A 17,361-nucleotide genomic window follows, 5' to 3' on the forward strand; every position below is an offset into this window, starting at 1 on the left:
CGTCAACCGTCACGGCCCCGGCCTCAACAATTCATGGACCAGCAAACCGCCGAACCCAGGCCATGCCGGCAATGTCCGCTCTAACCTTCTTCGAGCCTCTGCCAGGGTCTGGGGAGCATTCATAAAGCTGATTCGCGATGAATTCACCTCAACTTCATGACTTAGCGAAAAAACAGGTTTAGTTTTTGAATCTGAAATCTTCTCAGGCAATATTCGTACAGCTACGCCCTCTCCCGAACGATCAAGCACCACCTCGCCGCGCAGCGCTCGAACATAAGTTCTGTGATATTCGTCGGGAACCCTACCGTTCTCGAGCGCGATGCCAACCGGAATTGCATCAGCGCCCCTCCAATTCAGCCATGGCTGCGCGATCTGCTCGACGACGGCAGTATCGGTGCGATACGCCATTACAGCAATTGCCTGGATCGATCCACGCACGCTCTCCAGGGCCTGCTCGCCCGCGACATCATCGAACATCCAGAAGGGCACCACGACTTCGACGGGTTCCCCGAGCACCTGTGAGAGCGCCTTGACGGTCGCCGCCCACTCCCGCCATCCGGCAGCGCGATCGGCAGCATATTCGGGCCGGAGATAGGGCTCGATGTCGTATTGGAAGGAACGTATCCCGGGGGCGGCCTGCTTGAAGCGCCGCAATATCCTGGCCCGGTCGAGCGCATGGGCACGCCCGGCTGGCGTGGCCATCGCCGCATCGCCCTCCACCGCATGCGCGGCAATATCGGCGCGGGCGAGGATGTCGATCAAACGGGCAATCTGGGCAGCGTCCTCGACCTGTCCATCCTTGATGCGCAATTGCAAATAGAGGCGATCGACCCTCGCGCGCCTGGCTTCTTCCACCAGCCGGTCCGGATCGGCCAGCCAGGGCCGCGGGTCCCAAATCCAGCTCCCGGTTCCCCGATGGTCCCCGATACGATCGGGGACCAGGTGCAAACCTGAGATCATCGCCGCGGCATCATCCTGCGGGCAGGTCACGACCAGGTTGCGGATGCCGTCCGTGTTGCGCCAGCTCGCCGAGGGGATGGAAGCCGGAAGGGACTGCATGCCGCCGGGCGGAGCATCGGGCGCGTCCTGGCCTGGAGCGGTCAGGGCCAGGCCGAAGCCGGTCGAGCTTTGCCCTTCGATGAGCAACGCGCCCCGCATGCCGGGCGGAAGCCGGTATCCGGCCGCGCCGAACACCACGCCGGCCGGTCGATGCCCCCGGGAGCATCGGATGACGACGCCAGCTGCATCCGGCGACAGCTGGACGCGCTCCTCCACCCCGAAAATGCGATGATCGAGGAGAGGGAGCAAATTAGCCTCGAAGGGCAAGGAGGCCGGCCGTGCCGGCTGCTTGCCGCCGTCCTCCTGAGGCCGGACAACCTCGGTCGGCTTGAAAAGCCCATTCTCCTTCACACCGATGACGACGAGCTTGTCGGGCGTGGCCGTCAGACCCGGCATGGGAAAAGACCATTGCTTGTCCTCCGAAGCGGAGGCAACCGATATGAATGGAGACAAAGCCATGACCTCCACTGCAGCGACCAAGGCTATCGCATAGGCCCGGTTGTTCCACCCTGTCCGCATGAACCGCACCGGTCAGACCTTCACAAAAGCTGTCGACCTGAGCCGCGTTCCTGGAGCAATCTCTTCACATCCTTCGCCAAGGTCATGGGATCAAACGGTTTTGCAACGACACCAATGGCACCCATGGCACGATATTGCACGACCTCATGCGTCTGGGTCCGGGCGGTGACGAAGGCGACGGGAATTGAAGCCGTTCGGGTCGATGCAGCCAGCTGGCGCAACGTTTCGGGGCCATCCATGCCAGGCATCATGACGTCCAGCAAGACCAGATCCGGCTGCCACTCCGCGGCATCGACGAGCGCCCTGCGGCCCGAGGCGGACGAACGCACCTCGAATTGCGGCTCGAGCTCCAGCGAGATCTGAGCGATTTCCCGGATATCATCCTCATCGTCGACGTAAAGGATCTTGGTCGGCATCGCTTCACTCTCCCGATGTCGTCATGTGGATATGAATATCGAAGGTGGGCAGCAAGTTCCTGACCAGCTTTGCCACATCAAGCTCGGACGTCTTGGTCTTGGTCATGATGGCCCTGACGCGATCGCCGAGATTTTGGTCGAGTTCCACGGCCGAAAACACGATGACCGGCGTATCGAGGGGCAAATCCTTCAGGAGGTCGAGGCCGGACCCGTCCGGCAACCCAATGTCGAGAATGACAAGATCAAAGCGCTGCAGTGCAATCGCCTCCTGGGCCTGGGCCAAGGAGCGAGCCGACGAAATGCAGACATCCGGCCCCAATCCCTCCGACATCACGGTCAGGACACCCTCGTCATCCTCGACATGCAGGATATTGGGCCGGCGGTCGATCTTGCGGGTGACGATCTTTTCGAGCGCGGCATGAAGACGGTCGGGATCGACGGGTTTCTCCAGCCAATCCACGATCCCGATCGCAGATCCGTTCAGGGAGCGCCGGGTTTCGTCGGCGACCGCGGATATCACGATGACGGGGATGTTCGCATTGGTGGCGGAGGCTCGAATATGGCGGAAGAGCTCGATGCCCGACTCCCCGGCCAATTTGATGTCCAGCGTCATCGCCACATAGTCGCGTGTCCGCAGAAGGGTTTTGGCCGAGGCAATGTCGGGGGCGACGTCGCTTGTGAAGTTTTCCGCATCGAGAAGCAGGGCCAGCACGGCGGAGATGTCCGCCTCGTCTTCGCAGATCAGCACTCTCAGCCGATTGTCCCGCTTGCGGACGATGACGGCGGGCTCCGGCCTGGGCGGCCGCTCCGCTTCGGAAAGCTCGACGTGAAAGGCCGTACCGGTTCTCTCTCCGGTTTCGAAAGACAGGGTACCGCCAAGCTTTTCGACGATGGTCTTGGCAATGCTCAGGCCAAGGCCGGTACCTCCCTTGCTGCGGGTGTTCGAGGCATCGGCCTGGGCGAATTTCTCGAAAATCTGGTCCTGGAACGTGTCGGGAATGCCGCCGCCGCGATCGATCACCGATATGCGCAGCTTTCTGCCCTGCTGACGCTGCAATCGGAGGATTACCGTCTCGCCGTCCGGGGAGAACTTGATGGCATTCGACAGGAGATTGGCCAGGACCTGATGCAGCCGATCCGGATCGAGAACGGCTTCCGCCCGGGGAGCATCGTCCATCAGGGCGATACGGATCTGCTTTTCGGACATGTAGTTGGTGCTGCCCGCGATGGCCTGCTCCAGGATCGGCCGCAGCGCCGTCCGGGCGACCTGGAACACCATCTTGCCCGACTCGATCTTTTCCATGTCGAGGATGTCGTTGATGAGATGAACCAGTCGCTCACTGTTGGTGTGGGCGATCTTGACGAGGTTGGCGGCCTTGGGAGGCAGTGTGCCCGAGACACCGGCGGCGATGAGGCCGAGAGAACCGCGGATCGAGGTCAGCGGCGTCCGCAATTCATGGCTGACGGTGGAGATGAATTCATTCTTGAGCTGGGCTGCGCGCCTCTGCTCCGTCACGTCGCGATTATAAGTGATGATGCCGACGATACGCCCACCCTCGTCGCGGAACGGCGCCTTCAATGTCGCTACCCAGCCCTTCCGCTCGTCCGGAAAAACGGCCGGCTGATCGATCCGCACCGTCTCGCCACGCTCCAGGGTCGACACTTCGTCCTGGCGGAACTTCTCCGCCAGATCGGGGGGAAAGAAATCGAAATCCGTCTTGCCGATCAGGGCATCCACCGAGCCAGCCCGCATGAATCTGGCTGTTGCGGGATTGGCGGCGATGAAGCGGCCCTGACTATCCTTCACATTGAGGCAGTCCGGCAGCTCTCGCACCATCGCACTGAAGATCAAATTGGCTTCCGCCAGTTCGCGTCGACGCCATTGCCTGTCGAGCAGGACGCCAATGATAATCTGGCTGACGAAGACGAACGACAGCAGCGGCAAGCCGGCCTGTTTGAAAATCTCAAGACCGGCATGTGATGGAAACAGCATGAAGCCGATGGCGCTGCCGGCAGCGACCGCAGCACCCAACCCCAGAATATCCACCGACTTCCGGCGCCGGCCGCCTATGGCGTAGTGATAGCCCAGCCCGACGGCTGCCGAGATCAGGATGCCTGTCACACCCGGCCATGCCCCTGCGCCGCCGAGATAGAGCCGGAAGGCGATCGCGCACAGGGTGGCAATGGCAGCCGCTCTCCATCCTCCGAAAAAGGCGGCGGAAGCGATGAAGGCGGACCGCAGATCGACGATGAAGCCGGAGGCGATCGGCACGGCCAACAGCATGGATATTATAGCCCCACCCGCCATCACAGCACCCAGGAGGAGCTCCTGAACTTTCCTGGACGTCCGCCTGGCGAGATCGGAAATGATGTCCCATCCCACCAGAAATATCGAGACGAGTGCAAGGTTTGCCAGGAGTGATTGCCAGATCGTACCCATACCGGCCCCAAATCTTGATCGGACTATTCGCCGTCGACCATCGCAGATGGAAATCTTCCGGCAATAAACTCACCGATATCACAGGTGAGATGCGACGATAGTCCAGCCTTTCCCAATGGGCCAGTCCAGGATCTGAAGTGTCCGCCTTCGCCTCGCGGAATCCACCAGACCCGCGCCGGATGGTCCCGGCGTGTCATCAAACCATCATCCACCCCCGGTCATAGTGCTGCCCACAAACTGGCCGCGCAGCCGCTCGCGGCGGATGCGCCGTCGCCATGGCACGACTGACTCTGGCGGGGTAATGCAGCATGTCTTTTCGCATAGATCCGAACGCACGGTTTCGCTTCGATCCGATCCGCAATGTGAGCTTCGCGCTCCCCCCGCAGCAGCAGAAATTCTTCGAATCGCAGATCGACAAGGCCGTGCGCGAGCGGGCCGATGCCGGCGGACCCAAGCAGCTCGATCCGAAAACGGAGAAGACGGTCATCGTCGAGCAGGGCGACAGCCTGTGGAAGATCGCCGCCGAGAGCAACGTCAAGTTCGCGGACCTTATCGCGGCCAACAAGGGGCATCTCGACGCAAATGGCGACGTGATCCACCCCAACGATGTCGTCATCGTCCCCGAAAGCGCGCCCGAACTGATTGCCAAGTCCCCGGCCGGTGCCGGCGGCGCGCCGTCCGGAGAGAAGGCCTTCCTCGACGATCTCTATGGCCAGGGCAACAAGCTCGGCTACCAGGACGGAATCTCCCTGGAGGAGCTGAAGGCCGGTGGTGCGGCGATCAAGGCCGATATCGGGGCCTATCTCGATGCTCTGCCGCCATCTCAGCGCCAGGCGGCTGCCCTCAGGATCGCTGCCTATGACTGGTCGGATGGCGGGCCGGCCAAGGCCAGCGCCGAAGCGGCAATTCACGAGCGCGGGCTGGAGACCGATCCGGAAGAGGCCTTTGCGAAAGGCCTCTACGAACGCGGCAACAAGGGCGCCGATTCCGACGGCCCGACCTACGATTTCGCGGCCGAGCAGAAACAGCTCACTGCCGACACCAAGGCCTATCTGGCCGACTTGCCGGAAGCCGAGCGGCCGGCCGCGCTGCAGCGCCTGTTCGATCGCGACTGGACGGATGGTGGCCCTGCACAGAGCGCCATCGAGATGGCCGGCAAGGATCTCGGCATCGCCCTGCGTCCCTCCGGCCATGCCGGGCCGCAGGTGGAAGCCGCGGCGCGCAAGATCATCGACGACGCCAAGGCCGCAGGCAGCCCCGGCAAGGCCTTCGAGAAGATGGCCGAGGGCTACACCAAGGCAACGCCCGAGGTGAAGCAGGCCATCGCGAATTCGCAGGATGCCCTCACCCTCATCCAGGCAGCCGCCGACGAGGCGACGCAGCAGTTGAAGGACTACGATCCCAAGACGGCGGTCAGCGACCAGGGCGATGCTGCGACGGTGATGTACAATCTGCGCGGCCTGGTGGACAAGGCCGATCCGGACCTGGCGGTGAAGCTGATGCAGGCAGCCCTGCCCACCATCGAGGCCGCCAATGCCACGCGTCAGCGCGAGGTCGGCACCGATCTGATCGGCATGGAAGGCCTGTCCAACCTGATGGCAATCATGGACAAGATAGGCGATGCCCCAGGCGCATCGGCCATCGTCGCGCGCTTCGCCGAGATCGGAAGCTACGACATCAATTCCATTCCCCAGGCCATCGCCAGCGGCTCGCGCCTGGATTACCCGCTTGCCCTCGGCTATCCGGTCGATGAAACCGTCATTCCCAATGTGCAGCAATTTGCGGCCGGCAGCGTGAACAGGGATGTCGATGCCTATCTGGAACACACCAAGGAGCTGCAATATCTGATCGCCAGCAAGGGCCCGCTGATGACGCCCGAGCAACTCACCCAGGCGATCGCCGACTACAAGACGGGCAAGGGCCCGCAATGGCAGCAGAAGGAGCAGGACCTCGCCGCCAAGATCAGCGAGGACGGCAAGAAGCTCCTGGTCCAGATCGACCAGTTGGGCAATCTGCCGCCCGAACTGGCCCAGTATCAGAAACAGGCCAACGACGCCGTCGCCAAACTGCTCGCCGACGACAAGACCGCGATGGCGCTCAACATGACGCTGACGCAGGAGCCGACCCTGCTCGGCCTGCCCAAGTTCGACAAGCTCGCAGGCACGCTGCGCCTGACGGATCGCGGCCGCAAGATCGTCGAGGAAGCGGCAACCCAGCTGATCCGGCGCGCCGTGATCCCCGGCTTCGCCGATTTCGACCCAAGCAATCCGGCAACGTTCAGGAAGGTCGACGATGCGCTCGTCTCCTTCAAGGACGGCAGCATGGCCAAGATGCTCGGCGTCAAGCAGAGCGAGCTCGACAAGGCCATCAAGCTGGTCGAGGATTCACTGCCCAAGGCCGGTGACACGCCCGCCGAAGTGGAGCGCAAGATGCGCCAGCTCAATGCCGGGCTGGACGACATCACCGACACCAATGGCATCAAGGCCTTCAAGAACGACACGACGCCGGGCAAGATCCTGCGCATCATCGGCACCGCCGCCACCCTGGCGGGTCTGGTCAATACCGGCGTCAACTTAGCCAACAATCCGACCTGGAAGGGCGGGCTCAAGATGGTGATCGACGCCGCCGGCGTCAGCCAGCGTGCGATCGAGCTCTCGCACGGCTTTGGCCTTCTCTCGGGCGGCAACAAGACGGTAGAGGTGTTCGGATCCAGCAGCAAGCCGGCGGTGAAGGTTCTCGGTGCGGTCGGCGCGATCTTCGATGTCTGGAACGCGGTCGATTATTTCAAGGCGGGCGATCCGACGATGGGCAGCCTCTCCCTCGTCGCCGGCGGCGGCACGGTGATGGCCGCTCTCGGCACCGGCACCGCCTTCGGACCGATCGGGCTGGCCGTCGTCATCGGCGCGGTGATCGCCCAGTTCGTCGTGGCGGGCAATCGCGACAATCACGAATTCGAGACCGCCGACGCGACCGCCTTCCTCGAACATGCCGGCCTGTCGGAGGAAGCCGCCGCCGCCCTCATGAACCAGAGCCGCGAAGGCTACAGCCCCGTGCCGCTCCTCATCCAATATGGCGAGCTCAAGGGCTTCAGGATGAACGATCCCACCAGCCGGCAGGCCTTCATCAACTGGATCAACGCCATACCGAATGCGGCGCGCGACACGCTTGTGAGCAATCTGCACCATACGCTGGCCGGCCTTAAGGGCGATGCCACCAAGCTCCCGCAGACGGCCTCCTCCGACTCCACCTACACGGATCCCTCGCGCTTTAACGCCCAGGAGGATTTCACGGCGCCCGACGACTACGGTTCGGGCGAAGTCACCGTGCATATCGACAACCCCGCCTCCAAGGTCCGCAAGGGCGAGGCCGGGCCGGCTTCGGTCGCGCAGATCGATGTCGTCCTGGCGGCACTCGGCATCGCCATTCCGGTGGCCTGACCGGTTCTGGAAAACGCTCCCGTCGAGGTCGAAGCCACAACTGGCGTCCCCCGTAGTCCGACAGTCGCACATTCCCAACGAAGCGTTCGAAACACGGAGTGTCGACCTCCGGTCGATACTCCGTGTTTCGTTCAAATGGAGATTGCTACTGCTAGACTAGCCCGTTCTTGACCAGATGGGCGACGATGGCCGGGAAATAGTCGGGGTCGACATAGGCGCCGGGGGCCGTGCGCTCGAACAGGGCTTCGGCCAGGGCCGCATCCTCGACGATCGCCAGATCGAGCTCGCGGGCTTGCGAACGAAGGCCCGGCACCGCAGCGCCCTCGCCCTTGCCGACCAGAACCGGAACGGGCGTTTCGCCGCGCACATAGCGAAGGCCCACCAGGTACTCCGCGCCGGCGACGACCAGAACCGCATTGGCGAGGCCGAGCCGGAAGGGCCGGCTGGCCACATCGCGACGCTGACGTTGAAGTTCCTGTCGAATGAGAGGATCTCCCTCCAAATCCTTGTGTTCTCTCTTATACTCAGTCTTCGTCATCCGCATGTCGCGCAGGAAGAGCCCGCGCTGGATCGGCATGTCGATGAGGCCGACCACGATGAAGGCGAGGGCCGCCGCCGCCCCCAGGGGCGTAAGGATGGCAAGCAGCGTCGGCTCGAGGCAGGACTGGCCGCAGGCTGGAACCTCGAAGAGCGGCTGCAGCCAGGCGGCCATGATGGCGACGAAGACGGCCGCCAGCAACAACGTCTTCATCAGGCTCTTGGCGAACTCCACGACGTTGCGCAGGGATGCGATGCGCTTGAGCCCCTTGGCGGGATTGACATGCTCGAATTGCGGCTTGAGCGGCTCGAAGGAAAACACCGGGCCACGCGTCGCGATGGTACTGACCAGGATCGTCACGGCGACGACGACCCCCGCCAGCGGCACCACGATGTAGAGAAGCGTGAGCATGGCCTGGTGAATGAGGGCACTGGCGGTCTGGGCAAAGGGAGCCGACTGCGCACTCGCGACAAGCTCGGCGAATTGCTTGATGCGGTCCATGATGCCGGACCCCGCGATATAGAGGAAGGCAAGGGCCGCGAAGATCGAGAAGCCCGAAACCAGGTCCCGACTGTTGGAAACCTGGCCTTTGCGTCGTGCATCGCGCAGTTTCTTTTCCGAAGCGGGAAGCTTTTTCTCTTCGCTTTCCTGGGACATGTCAGCGCCCTATACCATGCGCGATTGCGCTATTTCCTGCGCGGCCGCGCATCTTTCCGAGGTTCTTCGTGGATGACCTGCGTATATGGTTTCCGCGGCAGGAGGCTTGCGATATGATCCGGCGGCTTTCAGGAGGATCGGCATGCGGCTGCGCACGGCGTTTTGTCCCGTCTTTGCGATGGTGGTGCTTACGGCCTGCACCACGGCGCATACTGCCAACACGCCCGCCGTCGGCCTGGGCAGCGCATCGAACACGCAATCTTCCCGTCTGATGCGGCTGGCCGCGGATGTCGAGTCGCATGGCGACAAGGGAACCGCGCTCGCCCTCTATGAACGGGCAGCCGCAGCGCCCGACGCCTCCGCGACGGCCAATGTCGAGGTCGGCGATGCCTATGTCCGCGCCGGCTCCTATCCCAGCGCGATAAGCGCCTATCGTACCGCACTGGCGAAATCGCCGAAGGACGGCAAGGCCCTCGTCGGACTGGGCTCGGCCATGATGGCAACCGGCGACAACGAGGCCGGGCTCCGCGCCCTCGGCGAAGGCGCTGAGATCGTCAACACATCCAGCGCCTATAACCGGCTTGGCGTGGCGCAGACCGTGGCCGGCCAGACCGGTGCGGCCGAGGCCTCCTTCTCGCGTGCCCTGGCCCTGACGCCCGGCGATCTCGACATCAAGGCCAATATGGCGCTCGCCGCATCCCTCGCCGGCGACGCGCCGAAAGCGATGCCGTTCATCCAGCAGGTCGCGGCCGCTCCGGACGCGCAATTGCATCACAAGCGCAACCTCGTGGTCTGCTACGGCCTGCTGGGCCAGGACAGCCAGGTTCGCGCCGCCCCGCCCGTCGGGCTTTCCAGCAGCGAGGTCGACGCGCTGCTGGCCCGCACCCGCTCGATCCGCGCCAAGGCCAACCCCAAGGAGCGCGCCGAGGCGCTCGGCCTGATGAACGCGGCGACCAGCGCCAGCTAAGCGATGGCCTGATGCTTCCCTGGACCAGGATCCGGTGCTAGTCGGAGGACTGTTGCGTCGCGCTGCCGCCGGCACCGCCGAGATTTTCCGATGAGGATGCATCCCCCTCTTTCTCCCCCAGCAGATATTTGCGGGCCGCGCGCGCGGTCGTGACGCCGGCAGCCGGGCCCATGCGCCGGCCTTCGACAAGGTCCCCCTGCCTTTCGGTCATGCGCTGCAGGTTGTAGGCATTGGCACAGCCCGGCGGCAGATGGGCTCCGAGATCGGGCATCGCCGCTTCCACCGTGCCCCAGGCGGGGCGCTGGACGTCGGCCGGGGGGCCAAGGCAGGCATCGGGCACCAGCACCGAACCTGTGGCGCCCTTGGCTGAACCCTGGCCGGCATTGGTCGCCACATAGCCGTAGCCGGGGGAATAATCGGCCGTGGGCCCGGCCGAGCAACCGGCAAGCCCCATCACGCCGAGGAGAGCCAGACCCCGGCGAAGGCCGGCCCGCAGGAAATTCGCGCGCATTGCTCCCGTCCTCCCTATTTCACGATGAGGCCCATGCCGGCGGTATTCGCTGGCTTGCGGGCCTTCTTGGTTCGGGCCGGCCGGTCGATCGGAGTCGCAAGGTCGTGGCCTCGCACCGGCTGGACGAGATAGGGCGTGACCAGGATCACCAGTTCGGTTTCCTCGCGCTGGAAACGCTCGGACTGGAACAGCGTTCCGAGCACGGGCACGTCGCCCAGGAAGGGGAATTTCTGCAAGCTTTTCGCAAATCTCTGCTGAAACAGCCCCGCGATCGCGAAAGTCTGCCCGCTTGCCACCTCAACTGTGGTGTCGGCCCGCCGCACCACGAAGCTCGGCAGGTTGAAGCCGTTCAGGCTGACACCGCCGGAATCGGAAATCGAGCTGACCTCCGGCTTGACGTGAATGGCAATGTGGTTGTTGGGGAGCAGGGTCGGGGTGAAGTTGAGCGAGACACCGAAGGACTTGTATTCGACCGTCACGGTATCGCGGCTTTGCGGGATCGGCACGGGGATCTCGCCACCGGCGAGGAAACTGGCCGTCTGGCCGGTGACCGCGGTCAGGTTCGGCTCGGCCAGGATCTTGACGATACCGTTGCGCTGCAGGGCCTCGATGAGGGCGCTGACATTGACGGCATTGGATCGCAGGCCGATGCCGAGATTGCCGCCGCCCTCGCTCACGCCGCCAGTCTTCAACAGGCCGAAGGAGAAATTTCCCGAATTGGCGAAGACGCCCCAGTCGACGCCGAAGGACAGCAATTCGGAGCGCGAGATCTCGGCAAAGCGCACGCGGATGTTGATCTGCTGCGAACCTGAGATGGTGGTGTCGTTGATCGGCGGCCGGTCCGGCTGCGAATAGGTGCGCGCGACATCGTCGGTATCGAGCGCCTCATCGACGCTGCCCGCATTGCCGCTGGCGACGATGCGGTCCCCGAAAATCGTGAGATTGGTCGCGCCGCGCGGCTGCATCACCTTCTGGGCCCGCTGGGCTGGCCTGGGATCGGTGCTGACCCGGAATTCGGTGGTCGCCTCGACCTTCTGGTCGGCCGTCACGGCGATCAAATTGGTCAGGCCGGGCTTCAGCCCGAAGACATAAACCAACTGCGGCGAGACGATCTGCAGGTCCGCAATGGTGGTATCGGCCACCAGCACGGATTCGACAGGCTGCTTGAAGCGGAACAGCCGCCCCTGCCCCACGGCGAGGTCGACGCTAGGCTTGCTCGGCAGGCTGGTCATGGTCTGGGCGTGGGCGCCTGGCGCCAGGCCCAGCAGGAGAAGCGCGAAAGCGGCAAGCACGGCCAGTTGCCGATACAGGAGAGACCAACCGATTTCCGGGGCGAGGCCCGTTGCATGTGTGACCATGCAAAGGCCGGCCCTGCCGTGACTTGTCATTCCGTTCCTCTCCTGTCGTCTGTCGATGGCGCCCCTGCCTGCCCCGTGTCAGGCGGCCCCCTCATGTTGTTTGGCCGGGCGGGTGGTTGCGAGCGAGGGCCGGGCCGCGCCCTGGCCCTGCAGGCTGGTGATGGTGGCGAGCGGCTGCACGTTGAATTCCGGTGCGAGCTCCTGATAGGACAGAACCGCAAGCTCGATGCCGTGCTGCGCCAGGAAAGTGCGCAAGTGCCGCCGGACGTCTCCCGCCGTCAGGACGACCGGCGCGGCGTCGGGCGCGGTTTCCCGGAGAGCCCGGCCGATCTGCGTGACGATGGACTGGGCCTGCTCCTCCGGCAGGCCGAGGAAGCCGCCCATCGCCGCCGTCTGCTGGCCGGCGCGCAGCAGTTCCTCTGCCGAGGGTTGCATGACATAGGCGGCGATGACGCGGTTGCGGTCGGCGGCACGAAAGCTGATCTGCCTCTTCAGCGCGACGCGCACATGCTCGGCAAGCAGGGCCGGATCCTGTTCGTGGCCGCCCGCTTCCACCAAGGCTTCCAGAATGATGCGCAGATTGCGGATCGGCACGTTTTCCGCCACCAGGCGGCGCAACACTTCGGCAATCTTCTGCAGCGGCACGGCCTCGCGCGCTTCCCTGACCAGTTCGCCATAATCCTGCTCGGCTTCGGAAAGCAGTGCCCGGGTTTCCTGGATGCCGACGAAATGCCCGGCATAGCGCCTCAACACGTCCTCGGCCCATTGGCCGACGACTTCTCCCGGCCCGAGGGAGACCAGCCCAGCATCGGCCAAAGCCGATGCCGCACCCGCATCGACCCACAAGGCATGGTCTCGCGGGCCGGCAGGACGTTCCTCATAGGCAAGGCCGAGCAGAGCGAGATTGGCGGCATCACCCTCGACCCTGAGGCGGCCTTCGGGCAGATCCGCCTCGAGGACCGGCGCCTCCTCCACGTCGATGCGGACATGCTGACCCGGCAAGGCCGGATCTTCATAGACGCCGATGCGGGGCAGCTCGACGCCCAGATCGTCGTAGAGGCGCTGGCGAATACCGCCCACATGCTCGTCCAGCACGGCCCTGTCGAGCAACGTGCCCTTGCCGTAGCGGACCAGGATACGGGTCGAAGGCAGGGTCTCCTCCCCTTCCTCGGCCGCGAGGGAGCCGGAAGCCACGCCGGACCGCGCGACATCTGAGGCGATCGCGGAAGCCGAGCCCCGTCCCTCCTCCTTTGTCCCCTTGGCGTTGCGGTGCATGGCATAAGCGCCGGCCCCCAAGATGGCACCGAGGATCAGGAAGATGATGGTGGGAAAGCCAGGCACCAGGCTGAGACCGGCCAGAATGACCGCAGCCAGGCCCAGCGTGCGCGAATCGCGCAGCAATTGCCCGGCGATCTGGCCGCCGAGATCGCCTTCCCCCTCCGCTCCGGAAACGCGGGTGATCATGGTGCCCGAGGCCACAGCCACCAGCAGGGCCGGGATCTGGGCGACCAGGCCGTCGCCCACCGTCAGCAGGGCATAGGTGGAGGCGGCCACGCCGACCGACATGCCGTGCTGCAGGGTGCCGACGGCGATACCGCCGATCAGGTTGACCAGGATGATGACGATGCCGGCAATGACGTCGCCCTTGACGAATTTCATGGCGCCGTCCATGGCGCCGAAGAGCTGGCTTTCGCGCTCGAGGCGCTGGCGGAGCCGGCGCGCCTCCGTCTTGTCGATGTCGCCATTGCGCAATTCGGCGTCGATGCTCATCTGCTTGCCGGGCAAGGCATCCAGGGTGAAGCGTGCGGCGACTTCGGCGACGCGCTCCGCTCCCTTGGCGATGACCAGGAACTGCGCGATGGTGATGATCAGGAACACCACCAGTCCCACCGCGATGCTGCCGCCGACCACGAAGGTGCCGAATGCCGTGATGATCTGGCCGGCATCGGCCTGGAGCAGGATGAGGCGGGTCGTGGTGATGGTGATGGCGAGGCGAAACAGCGTCGCCACCAGGATCACCGATGGCAGGGACGAGAAATCCAGCGGATGGGTGACGTAGAGTGCGGCGAGCAGCACCAGCACGCTGATGGCAATGTTGATGGTGATCAGCACGTCGACCAGCTCGGTCGGCAGCGGGATGAGCATCATGATCACCGCCACCAGCATCATGATCGCGATGACGAGATCGGCGCGCTTGGCGGCCTTGGCAAGGAACGTCAGAATGCGGTCAGGCATGCTCATTCAGCTCTCGTTGCGCAAGAAAGTCCTGAAAGGACCGCCGCGCTTCCACGGGGCGCCCCGCCGCCAGCAAGGCCTTGCCCTTGAGCAAGGCGAGGGCGGGATGATCGGCGCTTTCCAATTCCTCCAGCCTTTCGATCGTGGCGAGCGCCTTGCCCGCCTCACCGCCCAGCACGAGCAGATGGGCCAGGGTCTGCAGGACTTCCGCATTCGCCGGCTCGAGCTGCGCTGCGATCAGGAGATAGGCCGTGCCGCGCTTGACCTGGCCGTGGCGACCATAGAGATAGCCCAGCAGGTGCAGCAGCTTTACGGTGTCCTGCCGGTCGGTCAGCTTTCGGTTTCCTTCTGCAGCCGCGCCATCAGGTCGCGATGACGTTCGATTTCCTCTTCCATCAGCGATTGGGCGAGGCTGCGAAGCTGGTCTCCGCCCTCCAGCTGGGGCACCAGGTCGGTGATGCAGTAGCGCAGAATGGGCACCGAGCGGCGCAAGATGGCCGAGCCGGCTCCCTTGGGCATCGCGAAATCCTGGAGTTCGTCGTCGAGAGAACGCTTGGCCGATAGCCCTGCCGCCCTGCCCGTCGATCGCGCCGCCGTTTCCGAGCGCTCGCTCCTGCCGGCCTTGCCGGCCTCTTCGGAGCGTGAGTCGATCGAATGCAGCCGCCGCCGGTTGACCGGGGGGCCCTGCAAGCCCTTGACGTTCGTCTCCTGGCTGGACGAACCAAGATTGGGGGCATCGAGGCGAATTGCATCCAGCCGTCGGGTCATCGGTATTTCAAGGTGAGCGTCGAACCGTTCTTGGCCAGCCGCAGGTCATCCTCGCCGATCTTCTCGATGATCCAGCCGCCGGCGACGAATGCCCCTTCATGGTAACGCGCACCATCACTGGCGATGACATAGGGCCGCTCTCCGAACCAGATCGCCCGCAGAGTGAGCGGAGGCGACTGCGCCGGCTTGCCCGTCTCGACACGCGAAACGAGCGGCACACGATCGCCATAGGTCTGGTCGTAGCGGGCCTGGACGTCCCGCCAAGCCTCGCCCTGCAGTGCCGGCAGCACGCCCGAGACGACCACGCGGTCCTTTTCGGCAGCAATGGTCAGATTGGAAAATCCGGCAGCCGCCAGGCGCCCCGCCAGGTCGTCACGAGCGCGGCTCGCCGGAACAGCCGCATCGGTCGAACTCACGACGGCCGGCTGCGCGGCGGGTTTTTCGGAGATGTCGGCAAGCGGCTGCGGCACGTCGGTTCGGTGGGGCTGGGAGGAAAATGCCGTGGCGCTCGGCAGCCAGTTCAGGGCGAGCGAAGCTCCCACCACCGTGAGGATCACGGCACCGCTCACGAACAGCAAGCGCCCGAGCCACGTTCCGCCGCCCAGACGTGCCGCCCTTACCGATCCCCGCCGGGCTTCCAGGCGAAACCGTGCTTCGCCGATACCGACGTCGAGCGGCAGGCGGCAGCGGCGGCCATGGCCCTCGGGCAGGATCTCCGCCTTTACAAGGTCGAGTGCTCCGCCAATGGCCTCGATTTCCACCCGGCGTCCCCGGCAGCGCAGGCGCGCATGAAGGGGGGCAATGCCAGCATCCCTGAGGACGATGTCGGCATCCGGCCCTGAGCCGATCGTGTAGTCCGCCTCGTCCAATCCGATACCGGCCCCCTTGTGGAGGCCATCGGTCACCTGGAAATCCATGACCGATTCGGATTCGAATCGGGTCTTGTCCGCATTCGCAGCCGGCGGTGACGAGGGCCGACGCAGGGCACGCGCCTCACCTTGAGCCTTGTCGATCAATCCGGTGGGCATCGTTCCAATCCCCAATCCCCAATCGGGCCGCCTTTTCCGATCTGCGCCTGCGGAAAACGGCTCCGACAATACGGTTCAAGCGCCGCCAGCCCAGGCCGGCGGCGCTCGTCACTCAGGTCTTGCTACCGCGGGTAATGTTGTCGGCGGCCTTGTTTTTGACGCCGATTTCAGTGGTCGCCACCTGAAGCTTCAGGTTCAGCAAGAACATCTTTTCCATTTTCGCGATCGCATCGTCGACAGCCCCGCTGGGGGTGCTGGATGCGTTTGGATTTAGGGAAGACACGGACATCGTTCACTCCTTGAATCGCGCTTCGAACGGCGAGATCACAAGACCGCGAAGGGCATCGCTCGGATCGCCGTCGCCGGCATGCTAGTGAATCTTAGAATGAAAGTCCATTTGGAATGCGTGCTATTAATAAGTTCCAATTGTTGCATTGGCGAAGGCCATGTCATACTGTTGTCATCAATAGATTTGGGTCGCCGCAATGAGAGAAGGTCCGTTGACGCAGCTCCTGGTCGAGCGGTTCGAGACCATGCCGTCGCAACTGAAGCTGGCGGCCCGGTTCGTTCTGGACCACCCCCAGGAAGTGGCGCTGATATCGATGCGCGAGCAGGCGCAGCGGGCTGGCGTCTCGCATTCCACCATGATGCGCCTGGCCCGCTGGCTGGGCCTGGAAGCCTATGAAGACATGCGCGCTCTCTACGCGCAGGCACTACGTGAGCCAGGCGCCAAATCGGCCGCCAAACCGGCGGAAGCGGTGGAGACACCGAACGTGGCGGAGGACGGCCAAGGCTATTCGACAGTCAGCGCGACCACCGACATGCTCGCCGCCCAGGTTGCCCGCCTGGGCGAATATACGAGTGCCATGCAGCATGTCGCCGTCGCCGACATCCTGATCGGCGCGCGGCGTGTCTATTGCCTGGGGCTGCGCTCGGAACAGGTCGTCGCGACTCACTTTTCCCGCCTACTTTCGCTGTTCGACGATCGCGGCACACTGCTCGACGCTGCCGCCAAGGGCGAGGTCGATGCCCTTCGCCATGCCGGTCCCGGGGACGTCATGCTGGTGGTCGGCATGGCGCCCTACGCCCGTGCCACCGTCGAGGTGGCACGCCGTGCGGCCAAGCGCGGCGTGACCATCGTGGCAATCACCGACAGCCGCGTGTCGCCGCTGGCTCGCCTGGCCCGCGCCAGCGTCATCGTCACGGTCGAATCCCATTCCTTCTTCAGGAGCGTTACGCCGGCCCTCGCGGCGGCGGAGATCCTGATCGCCCTCATCGCCCAACGGTCCGGCGTCGACGTCAAGGAAGCGATGCGTGCCGTGGAGCAGCACCTCACCGAATACGATGTCTACTGGACGCCTTCACGATGAGGCGGCCACCGTCACTTTGAGATCCGGCTCAAGCGTTCCGGTGGAGGTGCGCAGGAGA

The 17,361-nt window shown here is 64.2% G+C and carries 14 protein-coding genes; 4 read left to right on the top strand and 10 right to left on the bottom strand.

Going from position 1 to position 17,361, the window contains the following annotated elements:
- Window positions 1–9: 9 nt before the first annotated feature.
- The 3 genes from U1R88_RS27080 to U1R88_RS27090 form a co-directional block, all read right to left on the bottom strand.
- On the bottom strand, window positions 10–1,308 hold the full coding sequence (locus U1R88_RS27080) for a hypothetical protein (RefSeq protein WP_322434056.1): 1,299 nt from the start codon (window positions 1,306–1,308) through the stop codon (window positions 10–12).
- Window positions 1,309–1,598: 290 nt separating this feature from the next.
- Entirely contained in the window at window positions 1,599–1,994 is a 396-nt protein-coding gene (locus U1R88_RS27085) for a response regulator (RefSeq protein ID WP_322434057.1), read from the bottom strand.
- A 4-nt stretch (window positions 1,995–1,998) separates the two neighbouring features.
- Window positions 1,999–4,434 carry an ATP-binding protein gene (locus tag U1R88_RS27090; RefSeq protein ID WP_322434058.1) on the bottom strand — a complete coding sequence of 812 codons (2,436 nt, stop codon included), beginning with the start codon at window positions 4,432–4,434 and terminating at the stop codon, window positions 1,999–2,001.
- A gap of 308 nt (window positions 4,435–4,742) precedes the next feature.
- Between U1R88_RS27090 and U1R88_RS27095 the strand changes: the two genes are divergently transcribed.
- Complete coding sequence (locus tag U1R88_RS27095; protein ID WP_322434059.1) at window positions 4,743–7,871, top strand: LysM peptidoglycan-binding domain-containing protein; 3,129 nt, start codon at window positions 4,743–4,745, stop codon at window positions 7,869–7,871.
- Window positions 7,872–8,022: 151 nt separating this feature from the next.
- Here the strand turns inward: U1R88_RS27095 and U1R88_RS27100 are convergent, their stop codons facing one another.
- Complete coding sequence (locus tag U1R88_RS27100; RefSeq protein WP_322434060.1) at window positions 8,023–9,066, bottom strand: EscU/YscU/HrcU family type III secretion system export apparatus switch protein; 1,044 nt, start codon at window positions 9,064–9,066, stop codon at window positions 8,023–8,025.
- A 142-nt stretch (window positions 9,067–9,208) separates the two neighbouring features.
- On the opposite strand from U1R88_RS27100, the gene U1R88_RS27105 reads away from it, so the two are divergent.
- Window positions 9,209–10,033 (top strand): tetratricopeptide repeat protein, encoded by an 825-nt coding sequence (locus U1R88_RS27105; RefSeq protein WP_322434061.1) that lies wholly within the window; start codon window positions 9,209–9,211, stop codon window positions 10,031–10,033.
- Window positions 10,034–10,070: 37 nt separating this feature from the next.
- Here the strand turns inward: U1R88_RS27105 and U1R88_RS27110 are convergent, their stop codons facing one another.
- From U1R88_RS27110 to sctV, 3 genes are read right to left on the bottom strand one after another with little or no spacing between them, the layout of a single operon-like run.
- Window positions 10,071–10,544 carry a hypothetical protein gene (locus U1R88_RS27110; protein WP_322434062.1) on the bottom strand — a complete coding sequence of 158 codons (474 nt, stop codon included), beginning with the start codon at window positions 10,542–10,544 and terminating at the stop codon, window positions 10,071–10,073.
- A gap of 14 nt (window positions 10,545–10,558) precedes the next feature.
- The gene (locus tag U1R88_RS27115) at window positions 10,559–11,932 is read right to left on the bottom strand and encodes a type II and III secretion system protein family protein (RefSeq protein ID WP_322434063.1); all 1,374 of its coding nucleotides are present in this window, start codon (window positions 11,930–11,932) and stop codon (window positions 10,559–10,561) included.
- A gap of 48 nt (window positions 11,933–11,980) precedes the next feature.
- Window positions 11,981–14,143 (bottom strand): type III secretion system export apparatus subunit SctV, encoded by a 2,163-nt coding sequence (sctV, locus tag U1R88_RS27120; protein WP_322434064.1) that lies wholly within the window; start codon window positions 14,141–14,143, stop codon window positions 11,981–11,983.
- Between sctV and U1R88_RS27125 the strand changes: the two genes are divergently transcribed.
- Window positions 14,136–14,513 carry a hypothetical protein gene (locus U1R88_RS27125; protein ID WP_322434065.1) on the top strand — a complete coding sequence of 126 codons (378 nt, stop codon included), beginning with the start codon at window positions 14,136–14,138 and terminating at the stop codon, window positions 14,511–14,513. The genes sctV and U1R88_RS27125 overlap by 8 nt on opposite strands.
- On the opposite strand, the gene U1R88_RS27130 is transcribed toward U1R88_RS27125, so the two are convergent.
- The 3 genes from U1R88_RS27130 to U1R88_RS27140 form a co-directional block, all read right to left on the bottom strand.
- The gene (locus tag U1R88_RS27130) at window positions 14,468–14,905 is read right to left on the bottom strand and encodes a hypothetical protein (RefSeq protein ID WP_322434066.1); all 438 of its coding nucleotides are present in this window, start codon (window positions 14,903–14,905) and stop codon (window positions 14,468–14,470) included. The two genes, U1R88_RS27125 and U1R88_RS27130, sit on opposite strands and share 46 nt — an antisense overlap.
- Window positions 14,902–15,933, bottom strand: coding sequence for a SctD/MshK family protein (locus U1R88_RS27135; protein ID WP_322434067.1), 1,032 nt, complete (start codon window positions 15,931–15,933; stop codon window positions 14,902–14,904). Before U1R88_RS27135 ends, U1R88_RS27130 begins: the two co-directional genes overlap by 4 nt.
- A 112-nt stretch (window positions 15,934–16,045) precedes the next feature.
- A complete protein-coding gene (locus U1R88_RS27140; RefSeq protein WP_156771301.1) occupies window positions 16,046–16,222 on the bottom strand; it encodes a hypothetical protein in 177 nt (58 codons plus the stop codon).
- A gap of 211 nt (window positions 16,223–16,433) precedes the next feature.
- Between U1R88_RS27140 and U1R88_RS27145 the strand changes: the two genes are divergently transcribed.
- Complete coding sequence (locus U1R88_RS27145; RefSeq protein ID WP_245314463.1) at window positions 16,434–17,303, top strand: MurR/RpiR family transcriptional regulator; 870 nt, start codon at window positions 16,434–16,436, stop codon at window positions 17,301–17,303.
- The last annotated feature ends 58 nt before the right edge of the window (window positions 17,304–17,361 follow it).

The sequence above is a fragment of the Labrys sedimenti genome (genome assembly GCF_034424805.1).
Classification (GTDB): domain Bacteria; phylum Pseudomonadota; class Alphaproteobacteria; order Rhizobiales; family Labraceae; genus Labrys; species Labrys sedimenti.